This is a genomic window from Streptomyces resistomycificus, assembly GCF_001514265.1.
Classification (GTDB): domain Bacteria; phylum Actinomycetota; class Actinomycetes; order Streptomycetales; family Streptomycetaceae; genus Streptomyces; species Streptomyces resistomycificus.
Window position 1 is genome coordinate 110,038 of sequence record NZ_KQ949004.1, and the last position, 25,156, is coordinate 135,193.

22 protein-coding genes are annotated in these 25,156 nt (G+C 72.3%); 15 read left to right on the top strand and 7 right to left on the bottom strand.

What is annotated here, in order from left to right; genetic code table 11:
- Positions 1-296: 296 nt before the first annotated feature.
- The 9 genes from AQJ84_RS36340 to AQJ84_RS36380 all read left to right on the top strand — a co-directional run bounded on the left by AQJ84_RS36340 (position 297) and on the right by AQJ84_RS36380 (position 12,782).
- Positions 297-2,549 carry a molybdopterin oxidoreductase family protein gene (locus AQJ84_RS36340; protein WP_053190165.1) on the top strand — a complete coding sequence of 751 codons (2,253 nt, stop codon included), beginning with the start codon at positions 297-299 and terminating at the stop codon, positions 2,547-2,549.
- Between the two features lie 133 nt (positions 2,550-2,682).
- A complete protein-coding gene (locus AQJ84_RS36345) occupies positions 2,683-4,113 on the top strand; it encodes a CitMHS family transporter (RefSeq protein WP_030045143.1) in 1,431 nt (476 codons plus the stop codon).
- Positions 4,114-4,147: 34 nt separating this feature from the next.
- On the top strand, positions 4,148-5,386 hold the full coding sequence (locus AQJ84_RS36350; RefSeq protein WP_030045144.1) for an MFS transporter: 1,239 nt from the start codon (positions 4,148-4,150) through the stop codon (positions 5,384-5,386).
- Positions 5,387-5,486: 100 nt separating this feature from the next.
- The gene (locus tag AQJ84_RS36355; RefSeq protein WP_053190164.1) at positions 5,487-6,071 is read left to right on the top strand and encodes a hypothetical protein; all 585 of its coding nucleotides are present in this window, start codon (positions 5,487-5,489) and stop codon (positions 6,069-6,071) included.
- The gene (locus AQJ84_RS45180; RefSeq protein ID WP_079022585.1) at positions 6,058-7,191 is read left to right on the top strand and encodes a class F sortase; all 1,134 of its coding nucleotides are present in this window, start codon (positions 6,058-6,060) and stop codon (positions 7,189-7,191) included. Before AQJ84_RS36355 ends, AQJ84_RS45180 begins: the two co-directional genes overlap by 14 nt.
- A gap of 174 nt (positions 7,192-7,365) precedes the next feature.
- Positions 7,366-8,706, top strand: coding sequence for an ABC transporter ATP-binding protein (locus AQJ84_RS36365; RefSeq protein WP_030045147.1), 1,341 nt, complete (start codon positions 7,366-7,368; stop codon positions 8,704-8,706).
- 148 nt (positions 8,707-8,854) lie between these two features.
- Positions 8,855-10,243, top strand: coding sequence for an aldehyde dehydrogenase family protein (locus AQJ84_RS36370; RefSeq protein WP_030045148.1), 1,389 nt, complete (start codon positions 8,855-8,857; stop codon positions 10,241-10,243).
- A gap of 11 nt (positions 10,244-10,254) precedes the next feature.
- Positions 10,255-11,334: a Zn-dependent alcohol dehydrogenase gene (locus tag AQJ84_RS36375; protein ID WP_030045149.1), complete on the top strand. Its 1,080-nt coding sequence runs from the start codon at positions 10,255-10,257 to the stop codon at positions 11,332-11,334.
- Positions 11,335-11,459: 125 nt separating this feature from the next.
- Entirely contained in the window at positions 11,460-12,782 is a 1,323-nt protein-coding gene (locus tag AQJ84_RS36380) for an MFS transporter (protein ID WP_030045150.1), read from the top strand.
- Here AQJ84_RS36380 and AQJ84_RS36385 read toward each other — a convergent pair.
- The 3 genes from AQJ84_RS36385 to AQJ84_RS36395 all read right to left on the bottom strand — a co-directional run bounded on the left by AQJ84_RS36385 (position 12,774) and on the right by AQJ84_RS36395 (position 15,205).
- On the bottom strand, positions 12,774-13,730 hold the full coding sequence (locus AQJ84_RS36385; protein ID WP_030045151.1) for a DMT family transporter: 957 nt from the start codon (positions 13,728-13,730) through the stop codon (positions 12,774-12,776). The genes AQJ84_RS36380 and AQJ84_RS36385 overlap by 9 nt on opposite strands.
- A 76-nt stretch (positions 13,731-13,806) precedes the next feature.
- A complete protein-coding gene (locus tag AQJ84_RS36390; RefSeq protein ID WP_037804740.1) occupies positions 13,807-14,517 on the bottom strand; it encodes an ArsR/SmtB family transcription factor in 711 nt (236 codons plus the stop codon).
- A 46-nt stretch (positions 14,518-14,563) separates the two neighbouring features.
- Positions 14,564-15,205, bottom strand: coding sequence for a TetR/AcrR family transcriptional regulator (locus AQJ84_RS36395; RefSeq protein ID WP_053190163.1), 642 nt, complete (start codon positions 15,203-15,205; stop codon positions 14,564-14,566).
- A gap of 77 nt (positions 15,206-15,282) precedes the next feature.
- Here AQJ84_RS36395 and AQJ84_RS36400 point away from each other — a divergent pair, with 77 nt between their 5' ends.
- The 3 genes from AQJ84_RS36400 to AQJ84_RS36410 all read left to right on the top strand — a co-directional run bounded on the left by AQJ84_RS36400 (position 15,283) and on the right by AQJ84_RS36410 (position 17,512).
- Positions 15,283-16,434, top strand: a complete 1,152-nt coding sequence (locus tag AQJ84_RS36400; protein ID WP_030045154.1) for an acyl-CoA dehydrogenase family protein — start codon at positions 15,283-15,285, stop codon at positions 16,432-16,434.
- 60 nt (positions 16,435-16,494) lie between these two features.
- Positions 16,495-16,782, top strand: a complete 288-nt coding sequence (locus AQJ84_RS36405) for a YiaA/YiaB family inner membrane protein (RefSeq protein ID WP_030045155.1) — start codon at positions 16,495-16,497, stop codon at positions 16,780-16,782.
- Positions 16,783-16,888: 106 nt separating this feature from the next.
- On the top strand, positions 16,889-17,512 hold the full coding sequence (locus tag AQJ84_RS36410; protein ID WP_030045156.1) for a TetR/AcrR family transcriptional regulator: 624 nt from the start codon (positions 16,889-16,891) through the stop codon (positions 17,510-17,512).
- A 45-nt stretch (positions 17,513-17,557) separates the two neighbouring features.
- Here the strand turns inward: AQJ84_RS36410 and AQJ84_RS36415 are convergent, their stop codons facing one another.
- Positions 17,558-18,019 carry a MaoC family dehydratase gene (locus AQJ84_RS36415; RefSeq protein WP_030045157.1) on the bottom strand — a complete coding sequence of 154 codons (462 nt, stop codon included), beginning with the start codon at positions 18,017-18,019 and terminating at the stop codon, positions 17,558-17,560.
- 103 nt (positions 18,020-18,122) lie between these two features.
- On the opposite strand from AQJ84_RS36415, the gene soxR reads away from it, so the two are divergent.
- The gene (gene soxR / locus AQJ84_RS36420) at positions 18,123-18,596 is read left to right on the top strand and encodes a redox-sensitive transcriptional activator SoxR (protein ID WP_053190162.1); all 474 of its coding nucleotides are present in this window, start codon (positions 18,123-18,125) and stop codon (positions 18,594-18,596) included.
- 130 nt (positions 18,597-18,726) lie between these two features.
- Here the strand turns inward: soxR and AQJ84_RS36425 are convergent, their stop codons facing one another.
- On the bottom strand, positions 18,727-19,803 hold the full coding sequence (locus tag AQJ84_RS36425; RefSeq protein WP_030045159.1) for an RNA ligase (ATP): 1,077 nt from the start codon (positions 19,801-19,803) through the stop codon (positions 18,727-18,729).
- A gap of 148 nt (positions 19,804-19,951) precedes the next feature.
- Between AQJ84_RS36425 and AQJ84_RS36430 the strand changes: the two genes are divergently transcribed.
- Entirely contained in the window at positions 19,952-20,677 is a 726-nt protein-coding gene (locus tag AQJ84_RS36430) for a hypothetical protein (protein WP_053190161.1), read from the top strand.
- Here the strand turns inward: AQJ84_RS36430 and AQJ84_RS36435 are convergent.
- Both AQJ84_RS36435 and AQJ84_RS36440 read right to left on the bottom strand, forming a co-directional pair.
- Positions 20,635-21,360 carry a 3-keto-5-aminohexanoate cleavage protein gene (locus AQJ84_RS36435; RefSeq protein WP_030045161.1) on the bottom strand — a complete coding sequence of 242 codons (726 nt, stop codon included), beginning with the start codon at positions 21,358-21,360 and terminating at the stop codon, positions 20,635-20,637. The two genes, AQJ84_RS36430 and AQJ84_RS36435, sit on opposite strands and share 43 nt — an antisense overlap.
- Positions 21,361-21,522: 162 nt before the next feature.
- Positions 21,523-22,125 (bottom strand): hypothetical protein, encoded by a 603-nt coding sequence (locus AQJ84_RS36440; RefSeq protein ID WP_030045162.1) that lies wholly within the window; start codon positions 22,123-22,125, stop codon positions 21,523-21,525.
- Between the two features lie 220 nt (positions 22,126-22,345).
- On the opposite strand from AQJ84_RS36440, the gene AQJ84_RS36445 reads away from it, so the two are divergent.
- Positions 22,346-25,144: a penicillin acylase family protein gene (locus AQJ84_RS36445; protein WP_030045163.1), complete on the top strand. Its 2,799-nt coding sequence runs from the start codon at positions 22,346-22,348 to the stop codon at positions 25,142-25,144.
- The last annotated feature ends 12 nt before the right edge of the window (positions 25,145-25,156 follow it).

The window sequence follows — 25,156 nt, forward strand, 5'->3', positions numbered from 1 at the left end:
CGCGCGCCGGGCCGCGGCATCGTGGCGGTGTCGGACCGGCAGTCATGCCGATGTGCCAGACCGGCAACCATGGCGGCCCGCAGGCCCGCAGGCCCGCAGGCCCGCAGGCCCGCAGCAAACTGGCGGGCGGCCCGCAGCCCCGGGTGGCGCGCCGAGGTGTTCCCTGTTCCCTGCCTCGCCTCGGTCCCGTCCTCTCCGGTCTCGTTCCCGGCACCCCCTCCCCACGAGGCATACCGCTCGGTATGCTCGGCCTCGAGCCCGTGCGTCACCGTCGCCGCAGTCCTCGAGGAGGACCCGTGTCCCGCACCGCCCTGCGTATCTGCCCCCTCTGCGAGGCCACCTGCGGCCTGACGCTCACCATCGAGGGGACCCGGGTGACCGGTGCCCGCGGTGACCGTGACGACGTCTTCAGCCGCGGTTTCATCTGCCCCAAGGGCGCCTCCTTCGGGGCCGTCGACGGCGATCCCGACCGGCTGCGCACGCCCCTCGTGCGCGTGGACGGCGAGCTGCGCGAGGCCACCTGGGAGGAGGCCTTCGACGCGGTCGCCGCCGGGATCAGGCCCGTCGTCGAGCGGTACGGGCCCAGCGCCGTCGGGGTCGTCCTCGGCAACCCCAACGTGCACACCATGGCCGGCGCTCTCTACCCGACGGTGCTCCTCGCCGGGCTCGGCACCCGCAGCGTCTTCACCGCGTCCACGGTCGACCAGATGCCCAAGCACGTCTCCAGCGGGCTCCTGTACGGCGACGCCAACGCCATCCCGGTGCCCGACCTCGACCACACCGACCACCTGCTGCTGCTCGGCGCCAACCCCCTGGAATCCAACGGGAGTCTGTGCACGGCACCCGACTTCCCCGGCAAGCTCAAGGCGCTCAAGGCCCGCGGCGGCACCCTCACCGTCGTCGATCCCCGCCGCACCCGCACCGCCAAGCTCGCCGACCGGCACCTCGCGATCCGGCCCGGCACCGACGCGCTGCTCCTCGCGGCGATGGCGAACGTCCTCTTCGAGGAGGGCCTGGTGGATCTTGGCGAGTCCGCTCCGCATCTCCAGGGCGTCGACGAACTCAGGGCTGCCGTGGCGGACTTCACCCCGGAGGCCGTCACCGACGCCTGTGACGTGGACGCCGCCACGATCCGCACCCTGGCCCGCGAACTCGCCGCCGCCCCCACCGCCGCCGTATACGGCCGCATCGGCAGCTGCACGGTTCCGCACGGCACGCTCGCCAGCTGGCTCGTCGACGTCCTCAACATCCTGACCGGCAACCTCGACCGCCCCGGCGGCGCCCTCTTCCCCCAGGCCGCCACCGACAGGACGCCCCGCCCCGCCGGCCCCGGCCACGGCTTCGCGCTCGGGCGCTGGCGCTCCCGGGTGAGCGGACACCCGGAGGCGAAGGGGGAGCTGCCCCTGTCCGCGCTCGCCGAGGAGATCGACACCGCCACCGCGGAGGGCGAGCCGATCCGGGCACTCGTCGCCGTCGCCGCCAACCCGGTGCTGTCGGCGCCCGACGGCAACCGGCTCGACAAGGCCCTCGACTCGCTGGACTTCATGGTCAGCGTCGACCCGTATCTGAACGAGACCTCACGCCACGCCCACGTCGTGCTGCCGCCGCCCCCGCCCTCCCAGAGCCCGCACCACGACTTCGCGTTCAACACCCTCGCCGTGCGCAACCAGGTCCGCTACACCCGGCCCGCGGTCCCGCTGGAGCCCGGCCGGATGGCCGAGACCGAGATCCTGGCCCGGCTGGTCCTCGCCGCGACCGGCATGCACGGCGCCGACCCGGACGCCGTCGACACGATGGTGATCGACCAGACCCTCGGCAAGGCGGTGAAGGAGCCGCACTCCCCGGTCCACGGCCGGGACCCGCGCGAGCTCGCCGCGCAACTCACCGGCGAGACCGGCCCCGAGCGGCGGCTCGACATGATGCTGCGCCTCGGTCCGTACGGCGACGGCTTCGGCGTACGAACCGACGGGCTGAACCTGGCGCGACTGCTCGCGCAGCCGCACGGCATCGACCTCGGTCCGCTGCGGCCCCGGCTGCCCCAGCCCCTGAAGACCAGGAGCGGCAAGGTCGAACTGCTGCCGCAGCCGATCGTCGACGACCTGCCCCGCCTCCGGCAGGCCCTGCACGAGCGCCCCGCCGGTCTGGTCCTGGTCGGCCGCCGTCATCTGCGCTCCAACAACAGCTGGATGCACAACGTCCCCGCCCTCACCGGTGGCACCAACCGCTGCACCCTGCACATCCACCCCGAGGACGCCGACCGGCTCGGTGTCCGGGACGGTGCGCCCGTGCGCGTCAAGGGCGCCGGGGGAGAGGTGACCGCTCCCGCCGAGGTCACCGACGGCGTGCGCCGGGGTGTGGTGAGCCTGCCGCACGGCTGGGGCCACGACCGTCCCGGCACCCGGCTGAGCCACGCCTCCGCCGACCCCGGAGTCAACGTCAACCAGATCCTCGACGGCAGTCTGCTCGACCCCCTGTCGGGCAACGCCGTACTCAACGGAGTGCCCGTCGAGGTCGCCGCCGTGACCGAAAATTTCCCCGCTCTGACCTGAGCAAAGCTGTGACCAGGAGTTTTGCGCTTATTGCTCGCGTGTCAACGTCTTGTTAACGCCACTTGACGCGACCTAACGTCATCGAACCGCCGGCCCTGGTGGGAGTTCAAGGGCGAACGTTAGGTATCCACTCATGTTGACCATCCTCGGCTTCGCCATGATCGCGACCTTCCTGGTCCTGATCATGCTGAAGAAGATGTCGCCGATCGCGGCGCTCGTACTGATCCCCGCACTCTTCTGCGTGTTCGTGGGAAAGGGCGCCAAGCTCGGTGACTACGTCATCGACGGCGTCACCAGCCTCGCCCCCACCGCGGCGATGCTCATGTTCGCGATCGTCTACTTCGGTGTGATGATCGACGTCGGCCTCTTCGACCCGATCGTTCGCGGGATCCTGAAGTTCTGCAAGGCCGACCCGATGCGGATCGTCGTCGGCACGGCGCTGCTCGCGTCGATCGTGTCGCTCGACGGCGACGGCTCGACCACCTTCATGATCACGGTCTCGGCGATGTATCCGCTGTACAAGCGCCTCAAGATGAGCCTGGTCGTGATGACGGGTGTCGCCGCGATGGCCAACGGCGTGATGAACACCCTGCCGTGGGGTGGCCCCACCGCCCGTGCCGCCACCGCGCTCAAGCTGGACGCCAGCGACATCTTCGTCCCGATGATCCCGGCCCTGCTGGTCGGCCTGCTCGGCGTCTTCATCCTGTCGTACGTCCTCGGTGTGCGGGAGCGCAGGCGGCTGGGCGTGCTGACGCTGGACGACGTGCTGGTGGAGGAGAAGGCCGAGGAGAAGGTCGAGGACAGCGAGACGGTCCTCGTGGGCGCCGGCGGCTCCGGCGACGCCAAGACCCCCGCCACCACCGGTGGTGCCGGCTCCGGCACCGACGCGGACGCCGCGGACTCCGACGCGGACGACGACGGCTTCCAGGGCCTCGACCCCAACCGCGCCACCCTGCGCCCCAAGCTGTACTGGTTCAACGCGCTCCTCACGGTCTCCCTGCTCACCGCCATGATCATGGAGTGGCTGCCGATCCCGGTGCTGTTCCTGATCGGCGCCGCGCTCGCGCTCACCGTGAACTTCCCGCACATCCCCGACCAGAAGGCCCGCCTCGCCGCGCACGCCGACAACGTCCTCAACGTGTCCGGCATGGTCTTCGCCGCCGCCGTCTTCACCGGCGTCCTCCAGGGCACCGGCATGGTCGACAACATGGCCAAGTGGATGGTGGACGTCATCCCGACGGGCATGGGCCCGCACATGGCCCTCGTCACCGGTGTACTGAGCCTGCCGCTCACCTACTTCATGTCCAACGACGGCTTCTACTTCGGTGTCCTGCCGGTGCTCGCCGAGGCCGGCGCGGCCCACGGCGTCTCGCCGCTGGAGATGGCCCGCGCCTCGCTCGTCGGCCAGCCGCTGCACATGTCGAGCCCGCTGGTCCCGGCCGTCTACGTCCTGGTCGGCATGGCCAAGGTCGAGTTCGGCGACCACACCAGGTTCGTGGTGAAGTGGGCCGCCCTGACCTCCCTGATCATCCTCGGGGCGGGAATGCTCTTCGGGATCATCTGACGATCGTTCGAACCGTCGCACGGAGGACTCGCCCATGGGGCCCGGTGGGAACCGCGGCTGGCTGCTTCGCCTCGTCATCGCCTTCAGCTTCGCGCAGGGGGCGGTGTCGATGGCCCGGCCCGCCGTCTCCTACCGGGCCCTCGCGCTGGGCGCGGACGAGCGGGCGATCGGTGTCATCGCGGGCGTCTACGCCCTGTTGCCGCTCTTCGCCGCAGTACCGCTGGGCCGCCGCACCGACCACGGCCGCTGCGCGCCGCTGCTGCCGGTCGGCGTGGTCCTGATAGCCGGAGGCTGCGCGCTCAGCGGCCTGGCCGGCTCCCTGTGGGCGATGGCGGTCTGGAGCGGGGTCATGGGCCTGGGCCACCTCTGCTTCGTGATCGGCGCCCAGTCGCTGGTGGCCCGCCAGTCCGCCCCGCACGAACAGGACCGCAACTTCGGCCACTTCACCATCGGCGCCTCGCTCGGCCAGCTGGTCGGCCCGATCGCGGCCGGCTTCCTGATCGGCGGCCGGGACATGGCGGGCACCAGCGCGCTCGCGCTGGTGGTGGCGGGCGCGGGCGCGGCGGTCGCCTTCACCTCGCTGTGGCGCATAGAGGACCGTACGACGTCCAAGTCCCCGGCGGCGCAAGGCGACCACGTCCCCGTCCGGCGGATCCTGCGCGCCCGGGGCGTACCGGCGGGCATCTTCGTCAGCCTCGCCGTGCTCTCCGCGACCGACATCCTCACCGCCTACCTCCCGGTGGTCGGCGAGCACCGGGGGATCGCCCCGTCCGTGGTCGGCCTCCTGCTCAGCCTGCGCGCCGCGGCCACCATCGCGTGCCGCCTGGTGCTGACGCCCCTGCTGCGGCTGCTGGGCCGGACCGTACTGCTCACCGTCACCTGCCTGTCGGCGGCCGTGCTGTGTGCCGGCATCGCGCTGCCGGTGCCGGTGTGGGCGCTCGCCCTGATGCTCGCCGTCCTCGGCTTCTGCCTCGGCGTCGGACAGCCGTTGTCCATGACGACGGTCGTGCAGGCCGCCCCCGACGGTGCCCGTTCCACGGCCCTCGCCCTGCGCCTGACCGGCAACCGCCTCGGCCAGGTCGCCGCGCCCGCCGCGGCCGGCCTGATCGCGGGGGTCGCGGGCGTGGCCGCGCCGTTCGTGATGCTCGGTGCGCTGCTGCTGGTGTCCTCGGGGGTCGCGCTGCGCGCACCGGCCAAGCCCGCGGAGGGCGGCGCGGCGACCTCCGCAGGTCGTCGTCTCCGCCGTTCCTTGAGCCGTAAGGGCGATATCTGACGGAGCGTCGGCGCCGCCTGCGCGCTTCGAGGGCCCGGCATGACATTGAGTCAGGTGAAGCGAGATTTGTATGACAATCACCTGATTCGGAGGGCCTCGTATGTCGACCTCGTCCCGTCCGCGCAGAGCCGCCGCCTTGACGGCGCTCACCGTCGGCGCAGCCGTGCTCCTCGGAGCCCCCACGGCCGTCGCCGCCCCCGGTGACAACGGAGACATCAAGGCGCACATGGTGGGCACGGCCGCCGCCGCACGGCTCAACCAGCCCAAGGTCTGTCTGTTCTACCTCGAAGCCTTCAACTTCGACGTCGCCCAGGGCATCAACTGGACCGTCGAGCCGCGGGTCGCGCAGGCCGGTACCACCGCCACCCTCTCCGGTGTCGCCACCCTCGCCAACGGGGCGGGCGTCACCGGGAACCTGTCGCTGCCGGCGGGGCAGTACAAGCTGAGCTGGAAGGTCGTCCCCGGCGGGAATCCCGCGGGCAAGAGCAAGCTGTTCAACGTCGACTGCCAGGACAAGGTCGGCCTCGCCGCCGCACCGCCCAACGGCGGTCCGCCCGCCGGTGGCGGCGGGCTCGCGCGTGCCGACGCCTTCACCCCGGTGGCCGGTGCCGCCGGCGTCGGCCTGGCCGCCGTCGGCGCTGTGGCCTGGTTCCGGCTCCGTCGCCGCTCGCATGGCGCCGCGTAGGCAGACCCGCAGGCGGACCCGAAGGCCCTGGCACCGCACGCGCGCCTACCGCCTGACGAGGACGGCCGCCCTGACCGTCTGCCTGGTGGTGACCGGCGTCCGGTGCGCGAACGACGAGAAGCCCGGCGACGCGGTCGTCACCGCTTCGCCGGGCGCCCCCGGGGTCCAGGGGGCGGGTGCCGATGTACCGGAGGCGCCGGTGCGGCGGCAGACGACCGGCACCGCGCCGCAGGGGTCGCCGGCGCCCGCCCGTGCCGGCACCGGCGCGGAGCCGGGTGCGGTGCGGCCGAAAGGGCCCCAGGGCGATGCCGCCGGGGCCAAGCGGCCACCGCCCCGGGCGCGCACCGACGCGGGCGGGCGGCACGGAACTCCGAGGCCCGGGCTGGGTGAGGAAGGGGCGAAGCAGCTCCCTCCCGACGCCGGGAGGGCGAGGCCGCCTTCGCCGGACGCCGCCACCGGCAAGCCGCCTCCGCCCGGCGCCGGAGGGGCGAGGCCGGCCGCACCGGACGTCGGCGGAGCGAAGCCGCCTGCGCCCGGAGCCCGGTCCGATGCCCGCGGGGCGCGCCCCCAGCACCCGCCGACCACGGCCGCCCGTCGCCCCCCGGCGCCTGCGCCACACCGCTCCCCGGCGCCCCTGCCACGCTCCCGGGCGACCAGGATCACCGTCCCCTACCTGGGCATCGACGCCCCGGTGACGGACCTGCGGCTGGATCGCGAGCGGCGTCTTCCCGCGCCGCCCGACGACGATCCGAACCTGGCCGGCTGGTACGCGGACGGCCCGACCCCGGGCGAACAGGGGACAGCCGTCGCCGTGGGACACCTGGACACCGACAGCGGTCCCGCGGTCTTCGCCGGCCTCACCCAGCTGAGGCCCGGCCGTCTCGTCGAGGTGCGGCGGGCCGACGGACGTACCGCCGTCTACACGGTCGACGCCGTCAGGAAGTACGAGAAGGCGCGCTTCCCCAGCCGGGAGGTCTACGGGCCCCGCGGACGCCCCGAACTCCGGCTGATCACCTGCGGCGGCACCTACGACCGCAGGACCGGCTACTCGGGCAACGTCGTCGCCTACGCGCATCTGACGGGCATCCGCGAACCGCGCCCGGCCGCCGCCGCGCACTGAATTCGGTCTTCCGCTTTCTCACCTGCTGGACCGCGGCCCCGGATCCCGCACAGCGTCTTCCCCGGGCGCACACAATCCGTTAGCTTCCGTGACCCACACGCCCCCTGCGACCCGCACGTGGCGTCCGACCGCGGAGCACCAGCGTTCGCTCAGTGAGCCCCGGGGGCACCTGCCATGACACGCGCCATCTCCCTGCACGACGTGAGCAAGACCTACCAGCGAGGCGTCCGCGTGGTGGACCGGCTGTCGCTGGACATCGAGCCCGGCGAGTTCCTCGTCCTGCTCGGGCCCTCCGGCTGTGGCAAGTCCACCGTGCTCAGGATGATCGCCGGCCTGGAGGAGATCACCGAGGGGCAGCTGCTGCTGGACGGCGAGTACGCCAACGACCTGCTCCCCGCCGCGCGGGACATGGCGATGGTGTTCCAGAACTTCGCCCTCTACCCGAACATGACGAGCCGCGCCAACATCGGATTCCCGCTGCGCATCGAGGCGCCCGGCGAGGACCCTTCCCCGCGGGTGGACGCCACCGCCCGCATGCTCGGCATCGAGGACCTTCTCGACCGCCTGCCCGCCCAGCTCTCCGGCGGGGAACGCCAGCGCGTGGCGATGGGCCGGGCGATCGCCCGCCACCCCTCCGCCTTCCTGATGGACGAGCCGTTGTCCAACCTGGACGCCAAGCTCCGAAACCACCTGCGCGCCGAGATCACGGCCCTGACCCGCCAGCTGGGCGTCACCACGGTGTACGTCACCCACGACCAGTCGGAGGCGATGTCGCTCGGCGACCGGGTCGCCGTCCTGCGCGGCGGGGTGCTCCAGCAACTGGACGCCCCGCGCTCGGTGTACGCGCTGCCGCGCAACGTCTTCGTCGCCGCCTTCATCGGCACCCCGAGGATCAACCTGCTGCGCGGCCTGGTCCGCGCCCCGCTGGACGGCGCGATGACCATCAGCCTCGGCAAGCAGTACCTGAGGCTGCCCGAACCGCTGTGCCTGGACCACCAGCTGCTCCGGGTCCAGCAGGGCCGCGAGGTCATCGTCGGCCTGCGCTCGGAGGCCGTCCGCATCGCCCAGCCGGCCGCCGCGCGCCCCGGCGAGGTGGCGATCAGCGGCCTGGTGGAGCACGTGGAGTTCCAGGGCCACGAGGTCCTCGTCCACTTCGACACCGGCTCCCGTCCCGCGGTCGTACCGGAGCTGGAGGCCCCGCGCCCCGCCGCCCGTCCCGCCGGACGGCGGCGCCGCGAGGGCGGCACCGTCCTGGACCGCTTCCGGGAGCGGGCGGGCGCCCTGCGCGCCGGCCCGGTGGTGGTCCTGGACGACCCGCCGGACGGCGACCCGGCACCCGGGTCGCCCGAGGGCCGCCTCCCCGGCGACCTGGTCGTCCGCACCACTCCCGACATCGACCTCCGTCGGGGGATGCACGTCCCCCTCCTCGTCGACATCGCCCACCTGTTCGTCTTCGACCAGCACGGCGAACGCATCTGCCCGGCACCGGCACGACTGCCTGATCTGGAGGAGTGAGCGCCGACGGAGGGGTGCCCGCACGTGCGCGGACAGGGGCCGGCTTCCGGTCCACGGCGCGCATGATCTCCTGGGATGTCTGGCGTTGAAAAACTAACGCCGCTAGTTTATGGAGCGGACGACGCAGCCCCGCCCGGGAGGACGCACGATGAAGGCACACGACGGCATGTACATCGACGGCGAGTGGCGCCCCGCCACCGGCCCGGATGTGATCGAGGTCGTGAACCCGGTCGACGAGCAGGTCATCGCCCGGGTTCCGGCGGGCACCGCCGCGGACGTCGACCACGCGGTACGGGCCGCCCGTGCCGCGCTCCCGGCCTGGGCGGCGACCGCTCCCGCCGAGCGGGCCGCACGCCTGGCCGCCCTGCGGGACGCCCTGGCCGCGCGCAAGGACGAGATCGCCGAGACGGTCACCGCCGAACTCGGTTCGCCCCTGAAGTTCTCGCAGGCCGTGCACGCGGGCGTGCCGATCGCCGTCGCCGGCTCCTACGCGGAACTCGCGGCGACACACGCCTTCGAGGAGAAGGTCGGCAACTCGACCGTGCACCAGGAGCCGGTCGGTGTGGTCGGCGCGATCACGCCCTGGAACTACCCGCTCCACCAGATCGTCGCCAAGGTCGCCCCGGCCCTGGCCGCCGGCTGCACCGTGGTCCTGAAGCCCGCCGAGGACACCCCGCTCGTCGCTCAGCTGTTCGCCGAGGCGGTGCACGCGGCAGGCGTTCCGGCCGGTGTCTTCAACCTGGTCACCGGGCTCGGCCCGGTCGCCGGGCAGGCCCTGGCCGAGCATCCGGGCGTCGACCTGGTCTCCTTCACCGGCTCGACCGCCGTGGGCCGGCGGATCGGCGCGACGGCCGGCGCGGCGATCAAGAAGGTCGCCCTGGAGCTGGGCGGCAAGTCCGCCAACGTCATCCTGCCGAGCGCCGACCTCGCCAAGGCGGTCAACGTCGGCGTCGCCAACGTCATGTCCAACTCCGGCCAGACGTGCAGCGCCTGGACGCGGATGCTGGTGCACCGGGAGCAGTACGACGAGGCCGTCGAGCTCGCCGCCGAGGCCGCCGCAAAGTACGGCGAGCGCATCGGCCCGGTCGTCAACGCCAAGCAGCGGGAGCGGGTGCTGGGGTACATCGAGAAGGGCGTGGCCGAGGGCGCCCGGCTGGTCGCCGGCGGCCCCGGATCCCCGCGGGAGCGGGGCTACTTCGTCAGCCCCACGGTCCTCGCGGACGTCACCCCCGAGATGACCGTCGCCCAGGAGGAGATCTTCGGCCCGGTCCTGTCGATCCTGCGCTACGAGGACGAGGAGGACGCCCTGCGCATCGCCAACGGCACCGTCTACGGCCTCGCGGGTGCCGTCTGGGCCGGCGACGAGGCCGAGGCGGTGGCCTTCGCGCGCCGGATGGAGACCGGGCAGGTCGACATCAACGGCGGACGCTTCAACCCCCTGGCCCCCTTCGGCGGGTACAAGCAGTCGGGCGTCGGCCGCGAACTCGGCGCGCACGGTCTCGCCGAGTACCTCCAGACCAAGTCCCTGCAGTTCTGAGGAGCGTTCCCGTGGTTCGTGCCGCCGTACTCCCCGCCGTGGGCGCTCCGCTGGAGATCGCCCCCATCGACCTTCCGGACCCCGGACCCGGTCAGGTCCGGGTCCGCCTCGCCGCCGCCGGGGTCTGCCACTCCGACCTGTCCCTGTCCGACGGCACCATGCGCGTCCCCGTCCCGGCCGTCCTCGGCCACGAGGGCGCCGGCACGGTCGTCGCCGTCGGCGAAGGGGTCACCGGCATCCGCCCGGGCGCCGGCGTGGTCCTCAACTGGGCCCCGTCCTGCGGCCGGTGCCACGCCTGCTCGCTCGGCGAGGTCTGGCTGTGCGCCAACGCGCTCAACGGCGCCGCCGACGTCTACGCCCGGACCGCCGACGGCACCGACCTCCACCCGGGCCTGAACGTCGCCGCGTTCGCCGAGGAGACGGTCGTGCCGGCCAGCTGTGTCCTCCCGGCCCCCGAGGGTGTCCCCCTCACCGACGCGGCACTCCTCGGCTGTGCCGTCCTCACCGGATACGGCGCCGTCCACCACTCGGCGCAGGTCCGCCCGGGGGAGACGGTCGCCGTGTACGGCGTCGGGGGAGTGGGCCTGGCCGCACTCCAGGCGGCCCGGATCGCGGGCGCCTCCAGGATCGTCGCCGTCGACGTCTCCCCGGCGAAGGAGGAGCTGGCGCGGGCCGCCGGCGCCACCGACTACGTGATCGCCTCCGACACCACCGCCCGCGAGATCCGCGGCCTCACCGACCGGCAGGGCGTCGACGTGGCCGTCGAGTGCGTGGGCCGCGCGGCCACGATCCGCACCGCCTGGGACTCCACCCGGCGCGGTGGTCGTACGACGGTCGTCGGCATCGGCGGCAAGGACCAGCAGGTCACCTTCAACGCCCTGGAGATCTTCCACTGGGGCCGCACCCTGGCGGGCTGCGTCTACGGCAACTGCGACCCGGCACGCGACCTCCCGGTCCTCGCCGAACACGTCCGGGCGGGCCGTCTGGACCTGGGGGCGCTGGTGACCGAACGGATCGGCCTGGAGGGCATCCCGGCCGCCTTCGAGAACATGCTGGCCGGCAAGGGCGGCAGGGCGCTGGTCGTGTTCTGACCCGCACGGGGCTGCCCGGAGCGCTCGGTGCTCCGGGCAACCTTCGCGCCCAACCGTTGACCCCATACCGTCCGGTCAGTATGTTCCGGGGATCGTCCCCACCGCACCCACCGGAGTGTGCACGCATGGACACAGCACCACCCGCTCACCCCGTCCCCACCACGGCCCTCCCCGAGGCCAACCGCCGCCGCGTGGCCACCGCGGCGGCGCTCGCCTCCGCCGTCGAGTGGTACGACTACTTCGTCTTCGGCATAGCCGCCGCCCTCGTCCTGGGCGACCTGTACTTCCCGGCGGGCAGCCCCACCGCCGGCGTCCTCGCCTCCTTCGCCACCTTCGCGGTCGGCTTCCTGGCCCGTCCGCTCGGCGGCATCGTCGCCGGCCAGCTCGGTGACAAGCGCGGCCGCAAGCCCATGCTGGTCCTCGCGCTCACCCTCATGGGCCTGGCCACCACCGGCATCGGCCTGCTCCCGACGTACGACACGATCGGCGTCGCCGCCCCGATCCTGCTGGTCGCCCTGCGCGTCGTCCAGGGCGTCGCGGTCGGCGCGCAGTGGGGCGGCGCCATGCTGCTGGCCACCGAGTACGCCCCCGAGGGCAAGCGCGGTGTCTACGGCAGCGTCGTCCAACTCGGCGTCCCCATCGGCGTGGTCACCGCCAACTCGGTGTTCCTGCTGGCCGGCGCGTTCACCACGGACGGCGAGTTCGCGGCCTGGGCCTGGCGGGTCCCGTTCCTCATCGGCCTGTTCGTGCTGGTGCTCGCCTGGTACATCCACACCAAGGTCGAGGAGACCCCCGAGTTCCGGGAGGCCGAGAAGGCGCTGGCCGAGAAGGAGAAGTCCGAGCAGAGCTCCCCGCTGCGCACGATCATGCGCGACCACCTCGGCACCGTCCTCTTGGCCGGCGGCTCCTTCGCCGTGAACACCGCGACCTTCTACATCCTCATCACCGGTGTCCTCGACTACACGACCCGCGAACTCGACATGAAGCGCGGCGCGGTGCTCACCGTCTCGCTCTGCGTCAGCCTCACCCAGCTGGTGCTGATCCCCGCCTCCGCGGCCCTCTCCGACCGGGTCGGCCGGATCCGGATCTACGCGTTCGGAGCGGCCGGCATCGCGCTGTGGGCCGTACCGATGTTCCTGCTGATCGACACCGGCTCGCTGCTGTGGCTCGCGGTGAGCACCTTCGTCGCCAGCTGCTTCCTCAGCATCATGTACGGACCGCAGGCAGCCCTGTTCGCCGAGCTGTTCACGCCGGAGATGCGGTACACCGGCGCCTCCCTCGGCTACCAGATCGCGGCCGTGTGCGGCGGCGGGCTCGCGCCCTTCGTGATGGTGCTGCTCCTGGAGACCACCGGCACCTCGATGGCGGTGTCCGGCTACATCATCGGGCTGGCGGTGATCGCCCTGCTGTCCATCAAGGTCCTCGCGGACCGGGCCCGTTCACGCTGACGGCCCGGCCGCCTTCCCGGCCCGCGGCTCCGGTACCGCTCCCGGAGCCGCGGGCTTCGGCGTACGCGAGCGCGACACCGCCACGCCCGCCAGGCACAGCGCCCCGCCCGCCAGCGTGAGCAGCCCCGGCACCTCGCCGAGCGTCAGCCACGACATCAGGACGACCAGGGCGGGCACGGCGTACGTCGTCGCGCCCATCCGGCTGGCGGTCGTACGGGCCAGGGCGTACGCCCAGGTGGTGAAGGCCAGCGCGGTCGGGAACACGCCCAGGTAGACCATGTTGAGCGTCGCCGAGGCCGGTGCGTCGGCGGCCTCGTGCACGAGCTGACCGGCGAACGGCAGACAGATCACCGCGCCGACCAGGCACCCGAACGTCGTCACCTGCAACGCGCTGGCCCGGCCCAGAGCGGGCTTCTGCGCGACCACACCGCCCGCGTAGCCGACCGCGGCGAGCAGACACAGCGCCACACCGAGCACCGAGGACCCGCCCTCGCCCGACATGGACAGACCGACCGTGACGGCACCCGCGAACGACACGGCCATCCCCGCGAGGAGTCGCGGCGGCATCGCGTCCTTGAGCAGTCGGGCGCCGAGCAGGGCGATCAGGATCGGCCCGATGTTCACGACCAGGGCCGCGGTGCCGGCGTCCACCTGCTGCTCGCCCCAGTTCAGGGCCACCATGTAGAAGCCGAACCACAGCACCCCGGATATCGCGATCCCGCGCCACGCCGACCGCGGCGGCAACCCCTCCCGCCGCAGGAGACAGATCACCCCCAGCGTCAGGGCGCCGGCCAGCAGCCGGCCGAGCGCCAGCGCGCCCGGCGAGTACGCCCCACCCGCGCTGCGGATCGAGACGAAGGCGGACGCCCACAGCACCACGGTGACCGTGGCCGCACCGGCGGCGAGCAGTTCCGCGCGACGGGCGGGGGCGGACGGGGTGGTGTTCATCATGCTCCCGAGGCTAGGAGGGAAAGGGACGGGAAGCTCGCGGATTTCGGCCGGGGTGCCCCGGCCGGGGCGGGGTTCAGCACAGCGCCGCCACCTCGATCCCCAGCAGCCGCGACAGCGCCCGCTCACCCGTCGCCGTCACCTTCACCGCCCGCTCGGAGCCGATCCGCACGCACCAGCCGCGGTCCAGGGCGTGCCGGCACAGGGCCGCGCCCGCGACGCCCGCGAGGTGGGGGCGGCGCTCGGTCCAGTCGAGGCAGGCGCGGGCCAGCGGGCGGCGGCTCGTGCGGTCGAGGCCGATGCCGTTCGTGTCGAACCAGGCGATGCCGGTGTCGGTGAGCGCGAACCCGGTGTCCTGCCGCAGCAGCTCACGCCCGGTCAGCGCGTCGGTGACCGCGATGCCGAGCCGCCCGGCGAGATGGTCGTAGCAGGTGCGGCCCCGGGCCATCGCGGACCCGGCGCCGGCCTCCCGCAGGTTGCGCGGCCGCGCGGCCACCTCCGGCCCGGTCTGTGCGGCCAGGTCCTCCACCAGCTGGGCGGCCCGCGCGTCGGCCAGCCGTACGTACCGGTGCCGTCCCTGCCGTTCCTCGGCGAGCAGCCCGCCCGCGACGAGCTTGTGCAGGTGTTCGCTCACCGTCGAGGCGGCGACACCCGCGTGCCGCGCCAGCTCACCGGCCGTCCACGCCCGCCCGTCGAGCAGCGCGAGCAGGCACGCCGCCCGGGTCTCGTCGGCGATCAGTCCGGCGAGGCGGGCCAGCCGCGCCGCCCGCGCGTCCTTCGTGGTCATGCGGTCCAGCATGGGACACGGACGGTTCGGCGCCGGCCGAAGTGTCCTAGGACGCCCGCCGGACCTGCTCGTACTGCTGCGCCAGCCCGTCCAGCAGCGCGGTCAGCCCCGTCTCGAAGGCCCGCTCGTCGATCTTCTCCTGCTGCTCGGCGAGCAGGTGGGCCTGCCCGAGGTGCGGGTAGTCGGCGGGGTCGTACGCGCTCGCGTCGTCCACGAAGCCGCCGGCGAAGGAGCCGAGCGCGGAGCCCATGACGAAGTACCGCATCAGCGCGCCGATCGAGGTGGCCTGAGCCGGGGGCCAGCCCGCGTCGACCATCGCGCCGTACACCGCGTCGGCGAGGCGGAGGCCGGCCGGGCGGCGCCCGGGGCCGCGGGCCAGCACCGGGACGATGTTCGGGTGGTCGCGCAGCGCGGCCCGGTAGGAGATCGCCCAGTCGTGCAAGGCGGTCCGCCAGTCCCGGCCGGCCTCGAACATCGACAGGTCGACCTGTGCGCTCACCGAGTCCGCGACCGCCTCCAGGATCTCGTCCTTGGTGCGAAAGTGGTTGTACAGAGAGGGCCCGCTGACCCCCAGCTCGGCGGCGAGCCGACGCGTGGAGACGGCAGCCAGGCCCTCCGCGTCCACGAGCACACGAGCCGTCCCGACGATCCGGTCGGTGCTCAGGAGGGGCTTGCGCGGTCGGGCCATGGCGCACATAGTAGGGCGGGGACAGAAACTAGCAGTGCTAATTTAAAGGTACGGCCTTCAAGTGGGGTGGACTAGGCGTGAACCTGGAGCTCAGCGAGGAGCAGACTGCCATGCGGCAGCTCGCGAAGGACTTCGTGGACCGGGAGATCGCACCGCACGTCATCGCCTGGGACCGCGCCGAGGAGGTCGACCGCTCGATCGTGAGGAAGCTCGGCGAGGTCGGCTTCCTGGGGCTGACCATCGACGAGGAGTACGGCGGCTCGGGCGGCGACCACCTCGCGTACTGCCTGGTCACCGAGGAGCTCGGCCGCGGTGACTCGTCCGTGCGCGGGATCGTCTCCGTCTCGCTGGGGCTGGTCGCCAAGACGATCGCCGCCCGGGGGAGCGAGGAGCAGAAGCGGCGGTGGCTGCCGGGGCTGACCTCCGGCGCGTACGTCGGCTGCTTCGGCCTCACCGAGCCGGGCACCGGGTCCGACGCCGGCAACCTGACCACGCGGGCCGTGCGCGAGGGCGACGAGTACGTCCTCAACGGCACCAAGATGTTCATCACGAACGGCACCTGGGCCGACGTGGTGCTCCTGTTCGCCCGCTCCACCGACGCTCCCGGCCACCGGGGCGTCTCCGCCTTCCTCGTCCCGGCCGACACCCCCGGCCTGACCCGCCGCACCATCCACGGCAAGCTCGGCCTGCGCGGCCAGGCGACCGCGGAACTGGTCCTTCAGGACGTCCGCGTGCCCGCCTCCGCGATGCTGGGCGAGGAGGGCAAGGGCTTCTCGGTCGCCATGTCGGCCCTGGCCAAGGGCCGGATGTCGGTGGCGGCGGGCTGCGTCGGCATCGCCCAGGCCGCGCTGGACGTGGCGGTCCGGTACGCGGGGGAGCGCGAACAGTTCGGGAAGACCATCGCCCACCACCAGCTCGTCCAGGAGCTGATCAGTGACATCGCCGTCGACGTGGACGCGGCCCGCCTGCTGACCTGGCGGGTCGCCGATCTCGTCGACCGCGGCCTGCCCTTCGCCACCGAGTCCTCCAAGGCCAAGCTCTTCGCCTCGGAGGCGGCGGTGCGCGCCGCGAACAACGCCCTGCAGGTCTTCGGCGGCTACGGCTACATCGACGAGTACCCGGCGGGCAAACTCCTCAGGGACGCCCGCGTGATGACCCTCTACGAGGGCACGAGCCAGATCCAGAAGCTGGTCATCGGGCGGGCGCTGACGGGGGTCTCGGCCTTCTGAGTACCCGTCCTGAGTACTTCGACGGATGTGGCGCGGGCCATGTCCGTCGATTCTTTTCCCATGAGTGAGACACAGGTCAAGCAGCAGAGCACGGCGGCCTTCTACGGCCAGGCCGTCGCCTCGTTCGCGGTCGCCATGGCGGCCACCACCGTCGGCATCTACAACCTCCAGGGCGACGCGTGGGTGCGCGGCTTCCTCGCGATCGCCGTCCTGTACCTGGTGACCTCCACCTTCACCCTGGCCAAGGTGATCCGGGACCGTCAGGAGGCGGGCCAGATCGTCAGCAGGGTCGACCAGGCCCGGCTGGAGAAGCTGCTCGCCGAGCACGACCCCTTCGAGAAGCTCTGAGCCGCGGGCGGGCCGGGCGGACCCGGGCCCGCCCGGACCAGCAGGCTAAGCGCTCGCTCACCTTCAACGGTATGGTGTGGGTCGTGCCAGTGGAGAGGGGCCAGTGATGAGTACGGCGGAGGAGACGGCCGACGGCCAGACGTCGGCGTGGGGCGAGGTGACGCCCGACGCGGCCCGGCGACTGCTCGTCGCCGCGGTGGAGGCCTTCGCCGAGCGCGGCTACCACGCCACGACGACCCGTGACATCGCGGGTCGGGCCGGCATGAGCCCGGCCGCGCTCTACATCCACTACAAGACCAAGGAAGAACTCCTCCACCGCATCAGCAGGATCGGCCACGCGAAGGCCCTGGAGATCCTGCGGGTGGCGGCCCGGGGCGAGGGCACCGCGACCGAGCGTCTCGCCGACGCGGTCAGCTCCTTCGTCCGCTGGCACGCGGGCGGCCGCACCACCGCACGTGTCGTGCAGTACGAACTCGACTCCCTCGGCCCCGACGCCCGCGCCGAGATCCTCGCGCTGCGCCGCCAGTGCGACGCCGAGGTGCGCGCGATCATCGAGGACGGCGTGGCGTCCGGCGAGTTCGACGTCCTGGACGTCAAGGGCACCACCCTCGCCGTGCTGTCCCTGTGTATCGACGTGGCCCGCTGGTTCAGCCTCGACGGCCCCTGGACGCCCGACGAGGTCGGCGCGCTCTACGCCGACCTCGTGCTGCGGATGGTGGGGGTCGGGTAGGCGCCGGTCGTCACGGGGTGGGCGTACCGGGCCGCCGGTCCGGGCCTAGAAGTAGTAGCGGGACACCGACTCCGCGACGCACACCGGCTTGTCGCCGCCGTCGCGCTCCAGGGTGAACGCGACGGCCACCTGCACGCCGCCGGCCACGTCCTCGACGCCGGTGATCCGCGCGGTGGCGCGCAGACGGGAGCCGACCGGGACGGGGGCGGGGAAACGTACCTTGTTGGTGCCGTAGTTGACGCCCATCTTCACGCCCTCGACCTTGATCAGCTGCGGTCCGAACAGCGGCAGCAGCGACAGGGTGAGGTAGCCGTGCGCGATGGTCGTGCCGAAGGGCCCCGCGGCCGCCTTCTCCGGGTCCACGTGGATCCACTGGTGGTCGCCGGTCGCCTCGGCGAACAGGTCGATCCGCTTCTGGTCGACCTCCAGCCAGTCGGTGTGTCCCAGCTGCTCGCCCACCGCCGCCTTCAGGTCGTCCGCGCCCGTGAAGATCCTCGGCTCTGCCATGTCCCGGCCTCCTCGCACTAGTCTAAGCGACTGCTTAGCATGGTCGGCCGTGGACCTCATGTCAACGGACGGGGGCCGAAGCGGGGTGGGTAGGCTTCGAGGGGTGCCCCAGATTCACGAGAAGATCCACGAGCTCACGGTCGGCCAGCTCGCCGCGCGCAGCGGCGCCGCCGTCTCCGCCCTGCACTTCTACGAGTCCAAGGGCCTGATCAGCAGCCGCCGCACCACGGGCAACCAGCGCCGCTACTCACGGGACACCCTGCGCCGGGTCGCCTTCGTCCGTGCGGCCCAGCGTGTGGGCATCCCTCTCGCCACGATCCGTGAGGCTCTCGCCGAGCTCCCCGAGGAGCGCACCCCCACCCACGAGGACTGGGCCCGTCTCTCCGAGGCCTGGCGCTCCGAACTGGACGAGCGCATCAAGCAGCTCAACCGTCTGAGGGACCACCTCACCGACTGCATCGGCTGCGGCTGCCTCTCCCTCGACACCTGCGTCCTGTCCAACCCGGACGACGTGTTCGGCGATCGGCTGACGGGTTCGAGGCTGATGGCGGAGCAGCGCCGGGACCGACTGGGGTAGCGGCGGGACCGACTGGGGTAGCGGCGGGACCGCCAGAGGTGGCGCCGGAACGGCCAGGGGCAGCGGCGGGACCCCAGGGGTAGCGGCGGGACCGCCTGTGGTGGCGGTCCCGCCGGCCCGGCTGCGGCCCTCACTCGAACTCGGTGCCTCCCTTGCGGGTCAGGTACGCGGGGCTCACCGCCTTGGCGACGGCCCGCCCCCCGGTCACCGGGCTGTACCGCTCGCAGGCCGGCCGTATCACCACGCCTTCCCGCAGATGCAGCTCCCGCCCCGACACGGTCTCCCGCCCGCTCGCGACCTCCAGAACCCGCGTGATGTCGTACGGCCCCTCGAACAGCCGAGGCACCAACGGCAGCTCCTCGCCGACCAGTTCGACCACCTCCGCGGAGTCCAGCCACCGCACCGCCCCGCCGACCTCCACGGACACGTCGAACACGGCATAGCCCAACGTGTCCCGTCGGCCGTCCGCGCCGTACGTCAGGTCCTGCACGCCGGCGCCGTACACCTCCCCGAACACCCCGACGCGCCGCGCCCCGAGCCGCTCGGCGACCCGCGCCGCGAACGCGGCTACCCCGTGCCCCCGCACCGCACGCCAGTACACGTTCCGCGTGTCCTCCTTCAGGGCCAGCGACTTCGCGCCCACCCCCTTGGAGGAGACGTACACCCGTCCCTCGGCGGCGACATACGTCAGCAGGCAGGCCGAACCGTGCAGCTTCTCGGTCACCACCACCGGCTCGCCGGGCGTGAAGACGTCCGGATACCGCTGGATGTTCTCGATGTCGACCCAGGGCAGCAGGTCGGGCGCGGCCTCCACGTCGCCGTCCATCGCCGTCGGCACCGGCGGCACCCACTTGGTGATCCCGAGCCGCTCGGTGAAGTCGGTCCCCTCCGCCGCCGCCCCCGCGAGGTCGACGTCGGCCAGAGCCACCGGCCGGCACACGATCCCCTGCGACAGCTCACCGCGCAGCCGCACCGCCTTGACCCGGTCACGGTTGCCGCCCGCCAGCCGCCCGGTCAGCCCCAACTCCTCGATCAGCCCGGCGGGAAGCACGGCCTGCTCGGGGATGTACACGGCGGCCTCACCGGTGCGGTACGCGCCCTTGGCGACGACGGCCCGGTACAGACCCACCTGGGCCAGTTCGAGCGCGTCGGCGTTGGGGTGCTCGTGAACGGTCAGCACTTCGGCGGTGACGCGGAGCGTCGACATCGGGGACTCCTCGGTTCCTCAGGCGGGTCTCATCGCCTCCCACTGTCCGGGTGCGAAAAGGGTGGAGCGAGCGGATTAGCGGCTGGTACCGTCGGCGTCTTCGGCCGGTGGCGACATCGCGCACGGAGTCCCGACAGGACGAACTCCCTTGTCCTCACCCGCTCTCGCCGCCGCGCTCGCGGACATCGACACGGTCTTCAACGGCTTCGCCAGTCCGACGGAGACCGGCTGCGAGCACTGCTTCGACCCGGACGAGACGGCGATGCTGCGCACGCCGTACACCCGTGTGCCCGGCGATCTCCTGCGCCGGTTCCTCTTCAAGGACCCCCTCCACTTCGCCGACCACGCCGCCGTGACCCGGCGCCTGTTGCCGCAGACGGCGCACGCGATGGCCGACGGCACCCTGGACGGCGGCATCGGCTGGGGCCGCCACCCCCTGAGCCGCGTGGACTGGCGTGCCTGGCCCGCCGAGCAGGCGGCCGCCGTCGAGGCGTTCGTGCACGCCTGGTGGCGGGACGTCCTCGCGACGCCCGAGCCGCCGTACGCCGCCTCCGAGGTCTTCGAGACCTGCGCCACCATCCTGGGAACGGTGACACCGTTCCTCGACGGGTGGCCCTCGGACCCGGTGGCCGACACGCACTTCGTCCGCTGCGCCGACGCCTGGCTCTACGACCTGGTCTCCGACTGCTCCCCGTTCCGGTGGTGGGACGGCGACGTCGAGGAGGCGGGTGTCGCGGCACTGCGCGCCTGGCTGTCCGGGCCCGGCGCCGCCCGGCTCCTCGCCCTGGGCCATCCGCACTTCTCGATACGCGCCGGCCTGTTGCCGCTGCCCTACGAGGAGCGTTGCGCACACCCGTACTGGAGCCGGCCCTGAGCCACCAACCGGGCGTTGGACGGGGCGTGTTGCCCGTCCGGCAGAGTCAGGGTGTCCTCCAGGCCGATCCGGGTCGCCAGCCCCAGCCGTCCCGCCAGTCGCAGCACCGGCCAGGCGCTCGCGTCCTCACCGTGCAGCAGCAGTGGGCGGCCGTGCGCGCGACCCAGGTCGGCGAGAAGGGCCCGGGCGGTGTCCTCGGCCGTCCCGGCGCCCGGGTCCATCACCTCCGCCAGCACCCGCAGGACCTTCGGCCCGAGCCGCGAGCCCGTGAACCTCGCCGCCCCCTCCGTCCCCGACCAGACGCCCGCCTCCACGCCCACCCCGCGTTCGATCAGCGCGGCGGCCACCTCCTCGGCGCCCGGCTCGTGCCAGTTGACCGAGGCGTGGTCGGGCAGCACGGTCCAGCTCCGGACGCGCTCGACGCGGGCCACCGGATCCGGCTCCGCCCAGGCGCCGGTGGTCACGCCGACCGGCACCGACACCCGCGCGCGGATCGCCTCGAGGGTCGCGGCGACCACACGCGGCGACATACTGTCCTGGCCGCAGGGCGTCTTGGGATGGACATGGACGTCCGTCGCCCCGGCCGCGACGGCCTCGGCCGCGGAGTCGGCGATCGCCTGCGGAGTGAGCGGCACCATCGCGCCGTCGGCGGCCCCACGAGGCCCGTTCAGACACACCTGCATGTCTCGATGGTGCCAGTCACGACTGACAACGGCCCTCGGACAGACAGGCCTGACAGGGGGTGCGGCATCCCCGGCGCACCCCCGCACGCGCGGTTCCTGGGTTCGCTTCGGTGGGTTCGGTCCGTGTTGGGTCGGTGTTCGGTCAGTGTGCGGTCAGTTCGGTCAGGCCGACACGAGCAACCGTCCGCGCCTGGCGTCCGCCAGGGCCTCGGGTGTGAGCACCGGCCGCGGTACGAGAATCCCGCAGTCCGTGCAGACCGGACCCGTCGATGGCTCGTGGTCCAGTTCGTACTTCCAGACGAGGCGCTCCCCGCCGCACACCGGGCACTCGGCGCCCGGTTCCCGCTCCAGCGCGGAGATGAGCCGGCGCAGTACCTCCGCCAGTGGCTCATCGGGGTGGACCCGGGGATCGTCACACCAGGCGACTCCGAAACCGCCCCAGGTCAGCCGGTGCCAGTCGTCCACGCTGCCCGGCCTGCGCAGCCCGTCGTGCTTCTCCTTCTTGCGTCGCTCGGCGAACTCGACCTCGTAGGCCAGCCAGACCGAACGCGCCTCCTCCAACTCCTCCAGTGCGGCCACGAGCCGCGCTGGGTCGGGGGACCGGTCCTCGGGACCGAACCCGGCCCGGGAGCACAGATGGTCCCAGGTCGCCCTGTGCCCGTAAGGAGCGAACCGCTCAAGGCACTTGCGCAGCGAATAGCGCCGCAGCGCCAGATCGCACCGCGGATCGCGCACCTGTCTCGCCAGACTCCGGAAACCGGCCATCGCCCTGCACCTCCGTCACACCTGCACCTGCACTTCGGTCACTTCGGCGTCGTCGAACGGACGTCGCCGAATAGACGTATCGACAAGCGATTCGGCTCCATCCGATTTCCGATGGCCCCCATAAGCGGCGGCACCGACTCGAAAAAGTGACGCATGTTCATCTTCAATCCCGGGGATACCGGCGGTAACGTCCGGCCCACCCCCGTCGGTAGGAGCTGCCATGCCACGGCGCACCTCACGCACCGCCCTCGACAGACTGAGAACTCCCGGCAGATTCCCCGGGTTCCTGATGTCGGCTTTCGTATGCGTCCTGATTGCCGGTCTTTTGTCGCCGCTTTCCCGAGCGGTGGCGTCGACCGGGGCGGTGACCGCGGTGGCGGCCGCGGCGAACGACCACTGCGGCGGCCAGTGTTCCGACATCCTGCCGCCCGGCCAGAACGGCAACGCCACCCTCGCGCAGATCCTGCTGAACCAGGCCTTCGGCAGCCAGCCCGAGCACGCCGAGGACCAGCTCGGCCCGTACGCCAACCTGGCCAAGGGCCATCCCACCCTCACCAACGCCACGATCAACAACTTCTTCAACGACGCGTCCTTCGGGGTCGCCGCCGACCAGGTCGCCTCCACCGTCAGGCCCGCCGGTCGCGGTGACGTGACGATCGTGCGCGACAAGAAGACGGGCGTACCGCACATCACCGGTACCACCAGATACGGCACGGAGTTCGGTGCCGGCTATGCGGCGGCCCAGGACCGGCTGTGGCTCATGGACGTCTTCCGTCACGTCGGACGCGGGGAGCTCACCTCCTTCGCGGGCGGCGACCCCTCCAACCAGGGCCTGGAGCAGCAGTTCTGGCGCAACGCCCCCTACACCGAGGCCGACCTGCAGGCCCAGATAGACAACGCCGTCGAGTCGGCCGGCGCCCGCGGCGAGCAGGCCCTCGCCGACGTCAACGCCTATGTCGCCGGCATCAACGCCTACATCGACGCCTCCGACAGCGGCCGCTCCTTCCCCGGCGAGTACGTCCTGACCGGCCACAAGGACTCGGTGACCAACGCCGGCACGATCGACCACTTCAAACCCACCGACCTGGTCGCCCTGGCCTCCGTCATCGGCGCGCTCTTCGGCTCCGGGGGCGGCGGCGAGGTCAACAACGCGCTGTCGCTGCTGGCCGCGCAGGAGAAGTACGGCGTCAGCGAGGGCACCGAGGTCTGGGAGTCCTTCCGCGAGCGCAACGACCCCGAGGCGGTCCTCACCGTGCGGGACGGCAGCTTCCCCTACGCCGCCAAGCCCGCCGACCCGCAGGGCGAGGCACTGCCGGACGCCGGTTCGGTCACCGAGGAGCAGCTGGTCTACGACCGCACCGGAAGCGCGGCCACCTCGAGCGCCACCACCCGGTCCACGGCCGTGGCCAAGTCGGCCGTGAGCTCGGCCAAGCGCGGTATGTCCAACGCCCTGGTGGTGAGCGGCGAGCACACCGCGAGCGGCAACCCGGTCGCCGTCTTCGGCCCGCAGACCGGCTACTTCGCGCCGCAGCTGCTCATGCTCCAGGAGATCCAGGGTCCCGGCCTCAGCGCGCGCGGCGCCTCCTTCGCGGGCCTGAGCATGTACGTCGAACTCGGCCGCGGCCAGGACTACGCGTGGAGCGCCACCACCTCCGGCCAGGACATCATCGACTCCTACGCCGTGGAACTGTGCCAGGACGACTACCACTACCTGTACCGCGGCACCTGCACCGCCATGGAGAAGATCGAGCGGAAGAACTCCTGGACGCCGACCACCGCCGACCCCACCGCGGCCGGCTCGTACACGATGCGCGTGTGGCGTACCAAGTACGGCCCGGTGGAACACCGTGCGACGGTCGGCGGCAAGAAGGTCGCCTACACCACCCTGCGCTCGTCCTACCTGCACGAGGCCGACTCGATCATCGGCTTCCAGATGCTCAACGACCCCGACTACGTCAAGGGCCCGGAGACCTTCCAGAGCGCGGTGCAGCACATCAACTACACCTTCAACTGGTTCTACGCCGACTCCGAGCACACCGCGTACTACAACAGCGGCGACAACCCGGTGCGCGCGAGCGGCGTCGACGCCGAGTTCCCGGTCTGGGCCCGGCCGTCCTACGAGTGGCGCGACTGGGACCCGGCGACGAACACGGCCCGGTACACGCCACCCTCGGCCCATCCCCACTCCACCGACCAGGACTACTACATCTCCTGGAACAACAAGCAGGCCAAGGACTACGCGACCGCCTCCTGGGGTGACGGCTCGGTCCACCGGGGCAACCTCCTGGACGACCGGGTGAGGAAGCTGGTCGCCGCGGGCGGGGTCACCCGGGCCTCGCTGGTGAAGGCGATGGCCGACGCCGGGCTGGCCGACCTGCGGGCCGAGGACGTGCTGCCGGACCTGCTCAAGGTGGTCAACAGCTCGACGGTGACCGACTCGGCGGCCGCGGCGGCGGTGAGCAGGCTGCAGGCCTGGGTGACGGCGGGCGCCAGACGCACCGAGACGTCGGCGGGCTCGAAGAAGTACGCCGACGCCGACGCGATCCGCATCCTGGACGCGTGGTGGCCGCTGCTGGTGAAGGCCGAGTTCGAACCGGGCCTCGGCAGCGACCTCTACACCGCCTTCACCGCCAACCTGCCCGTCGACGAGCCCCCCTCGTCCGCCCACGGCCCGACCGGCGCGCACGCGGGGAGCTCCTTCCAGTACGGCTGGTGGAGCTACGTCGACAAGGACATCCGGTCCGTTCTGGGCGAGTCGGTCCAGGGGCCGCTCGCGCGGGAGTACTGCGGCGGCGGCAGCCTCACGGCCTGCCGGAACATCCTGATCAGCACCCTGAAGGAGGCGGCCGGCAGGACCGCCGCCCAGGTCTACCCCGGCGACGACCTGTGCTCGGCGGGCGACCAGTGGTGCGCCGACTCGATCGTCCAGCGCACGCTGGGCGGCATCAAGCACCACAACGTCAGCTGGCAGAACCGGCCCACGTACCAGCAGGTCGTGGAGTTCACGTCCCACCGGTGACGCCCGGGTGGC

Coding starts and splice junctions, on each gene's coding strand:
- AQJ84_RS36345 (WP_030045143.1), top strand. CDS start 2,683: ATGTTGACCATCCTCGGCTTCGCCATGATCGCGACCTTCCTGGTCCTG.
- AQJ84_RS36350 (WP_030045144.1), top strand. CDS start 4,148: ATGGGGCCCGGTGGGAACCGCGGCTGGCTGCTTCGCCTCGTCATCGCC.
- AQJ84_RS36355 (WP_053190164.1), top strand. CDS start 5,487: ATGTCGACCTCGTCCCGTCCGCGCAGAGCCGCCGCCTTGACGGCGCTC.
- AQJ84_RS45180 (WP_079022585.1), top strand. CDS start 6,058: ATGGCGCCGCGTAGGCAGACCCGCAGGCGGACCCGAAGGCCCTGGCAC.
- AQJ84_RS36365 (WP_030045147.1), top strand. CDS start 7,366: ATGACACGCGCCATCTCCCTGCACGACGTGAGCAAGACCTACCAGCGA.
- AQJ84_RS36370 (WP_030045148.1), top strand. CDS start 8,855: ATGAAGGCACACGACGGCATGTACATCGACGGCGAGTGGCGCCCCGCC.
- AQJ84_RS36380 (WP_030045150.1), top strand. CDS start 11,460: ATGGACACAGCACCACCCGCTCACCCCGTCCCCACCACGGCCCTCCCC.
- AQJ84_RS36385 (WP_030045151.1), bottom strand. CDS start 13,730: ATGAACACCACCCCGTCCGCCCCCGCCCGTCGCGCGGAACTGCTCGCC.
- AQJ84_RS36390 (WP_037804740.1), bottom strand. CDS start 14,517: ATGACCACGAAGGACGCGCGGGCGGCGCGGCTGGCCCGCCTCGCCGGA.
- AQJ84_RS36395 (WP_053190163.1), bottom strand. CDS start 15,205: ATGGCCCGACCGCGCAAGCCCCTCCTGAGCACCGACCGGATCGTCGGG.
- AQJ84_RS36405 (WP_030045155.1), top strand. CDS start 16,495: ATGAGTGAGACACAGGTCAAGCAGCAGAGCACGGCGGCCTTCTACGGC.
- AQJ84_RS36410 (WP_030045156.1), top strand. CDS start 16,889: ATGAGTACGGCGGAGGAGACGGCCGACGGCCAGACGTCGGCGTGGGGC.
- AQJ84_RS36415 (WP_030045157.1), bottom strand. CDS start 18,019: ATGGCAGAGCCGAGGATCTTCACGGGCGCGGACGACCTGAAGGCGGCG.
- AQJ84_RS36425 (WP_030045159.1), bottom strand. CDS start 19,803: ATGTCGACGCTCCGCGTCACCGCCGAAGTGCTGACCGTTCACGAGCAC.
- AQJ84_RS36435 (WP_030045161.1), bottom strand. CDS start 21,360: ATGCAGGTGTGTCTGAACGGGCCTCGTGGGGCCGCCGACGGCGCGATG.
- AQJ84_RS36440 (WP_030045162.1), bottom strand. CDS start 22,125: ATGGCCGGTTTCCGGAGTCTGGCGAGACAGGTGCGCGATCCGCGGTGC.
- AQJ84_RS36445 (WP_030045163.1), top strand. CDS start 22,346: ATGCCACGGCGCACCTCACGCACCGCCCTCGACAGACTGAGAACTCCC.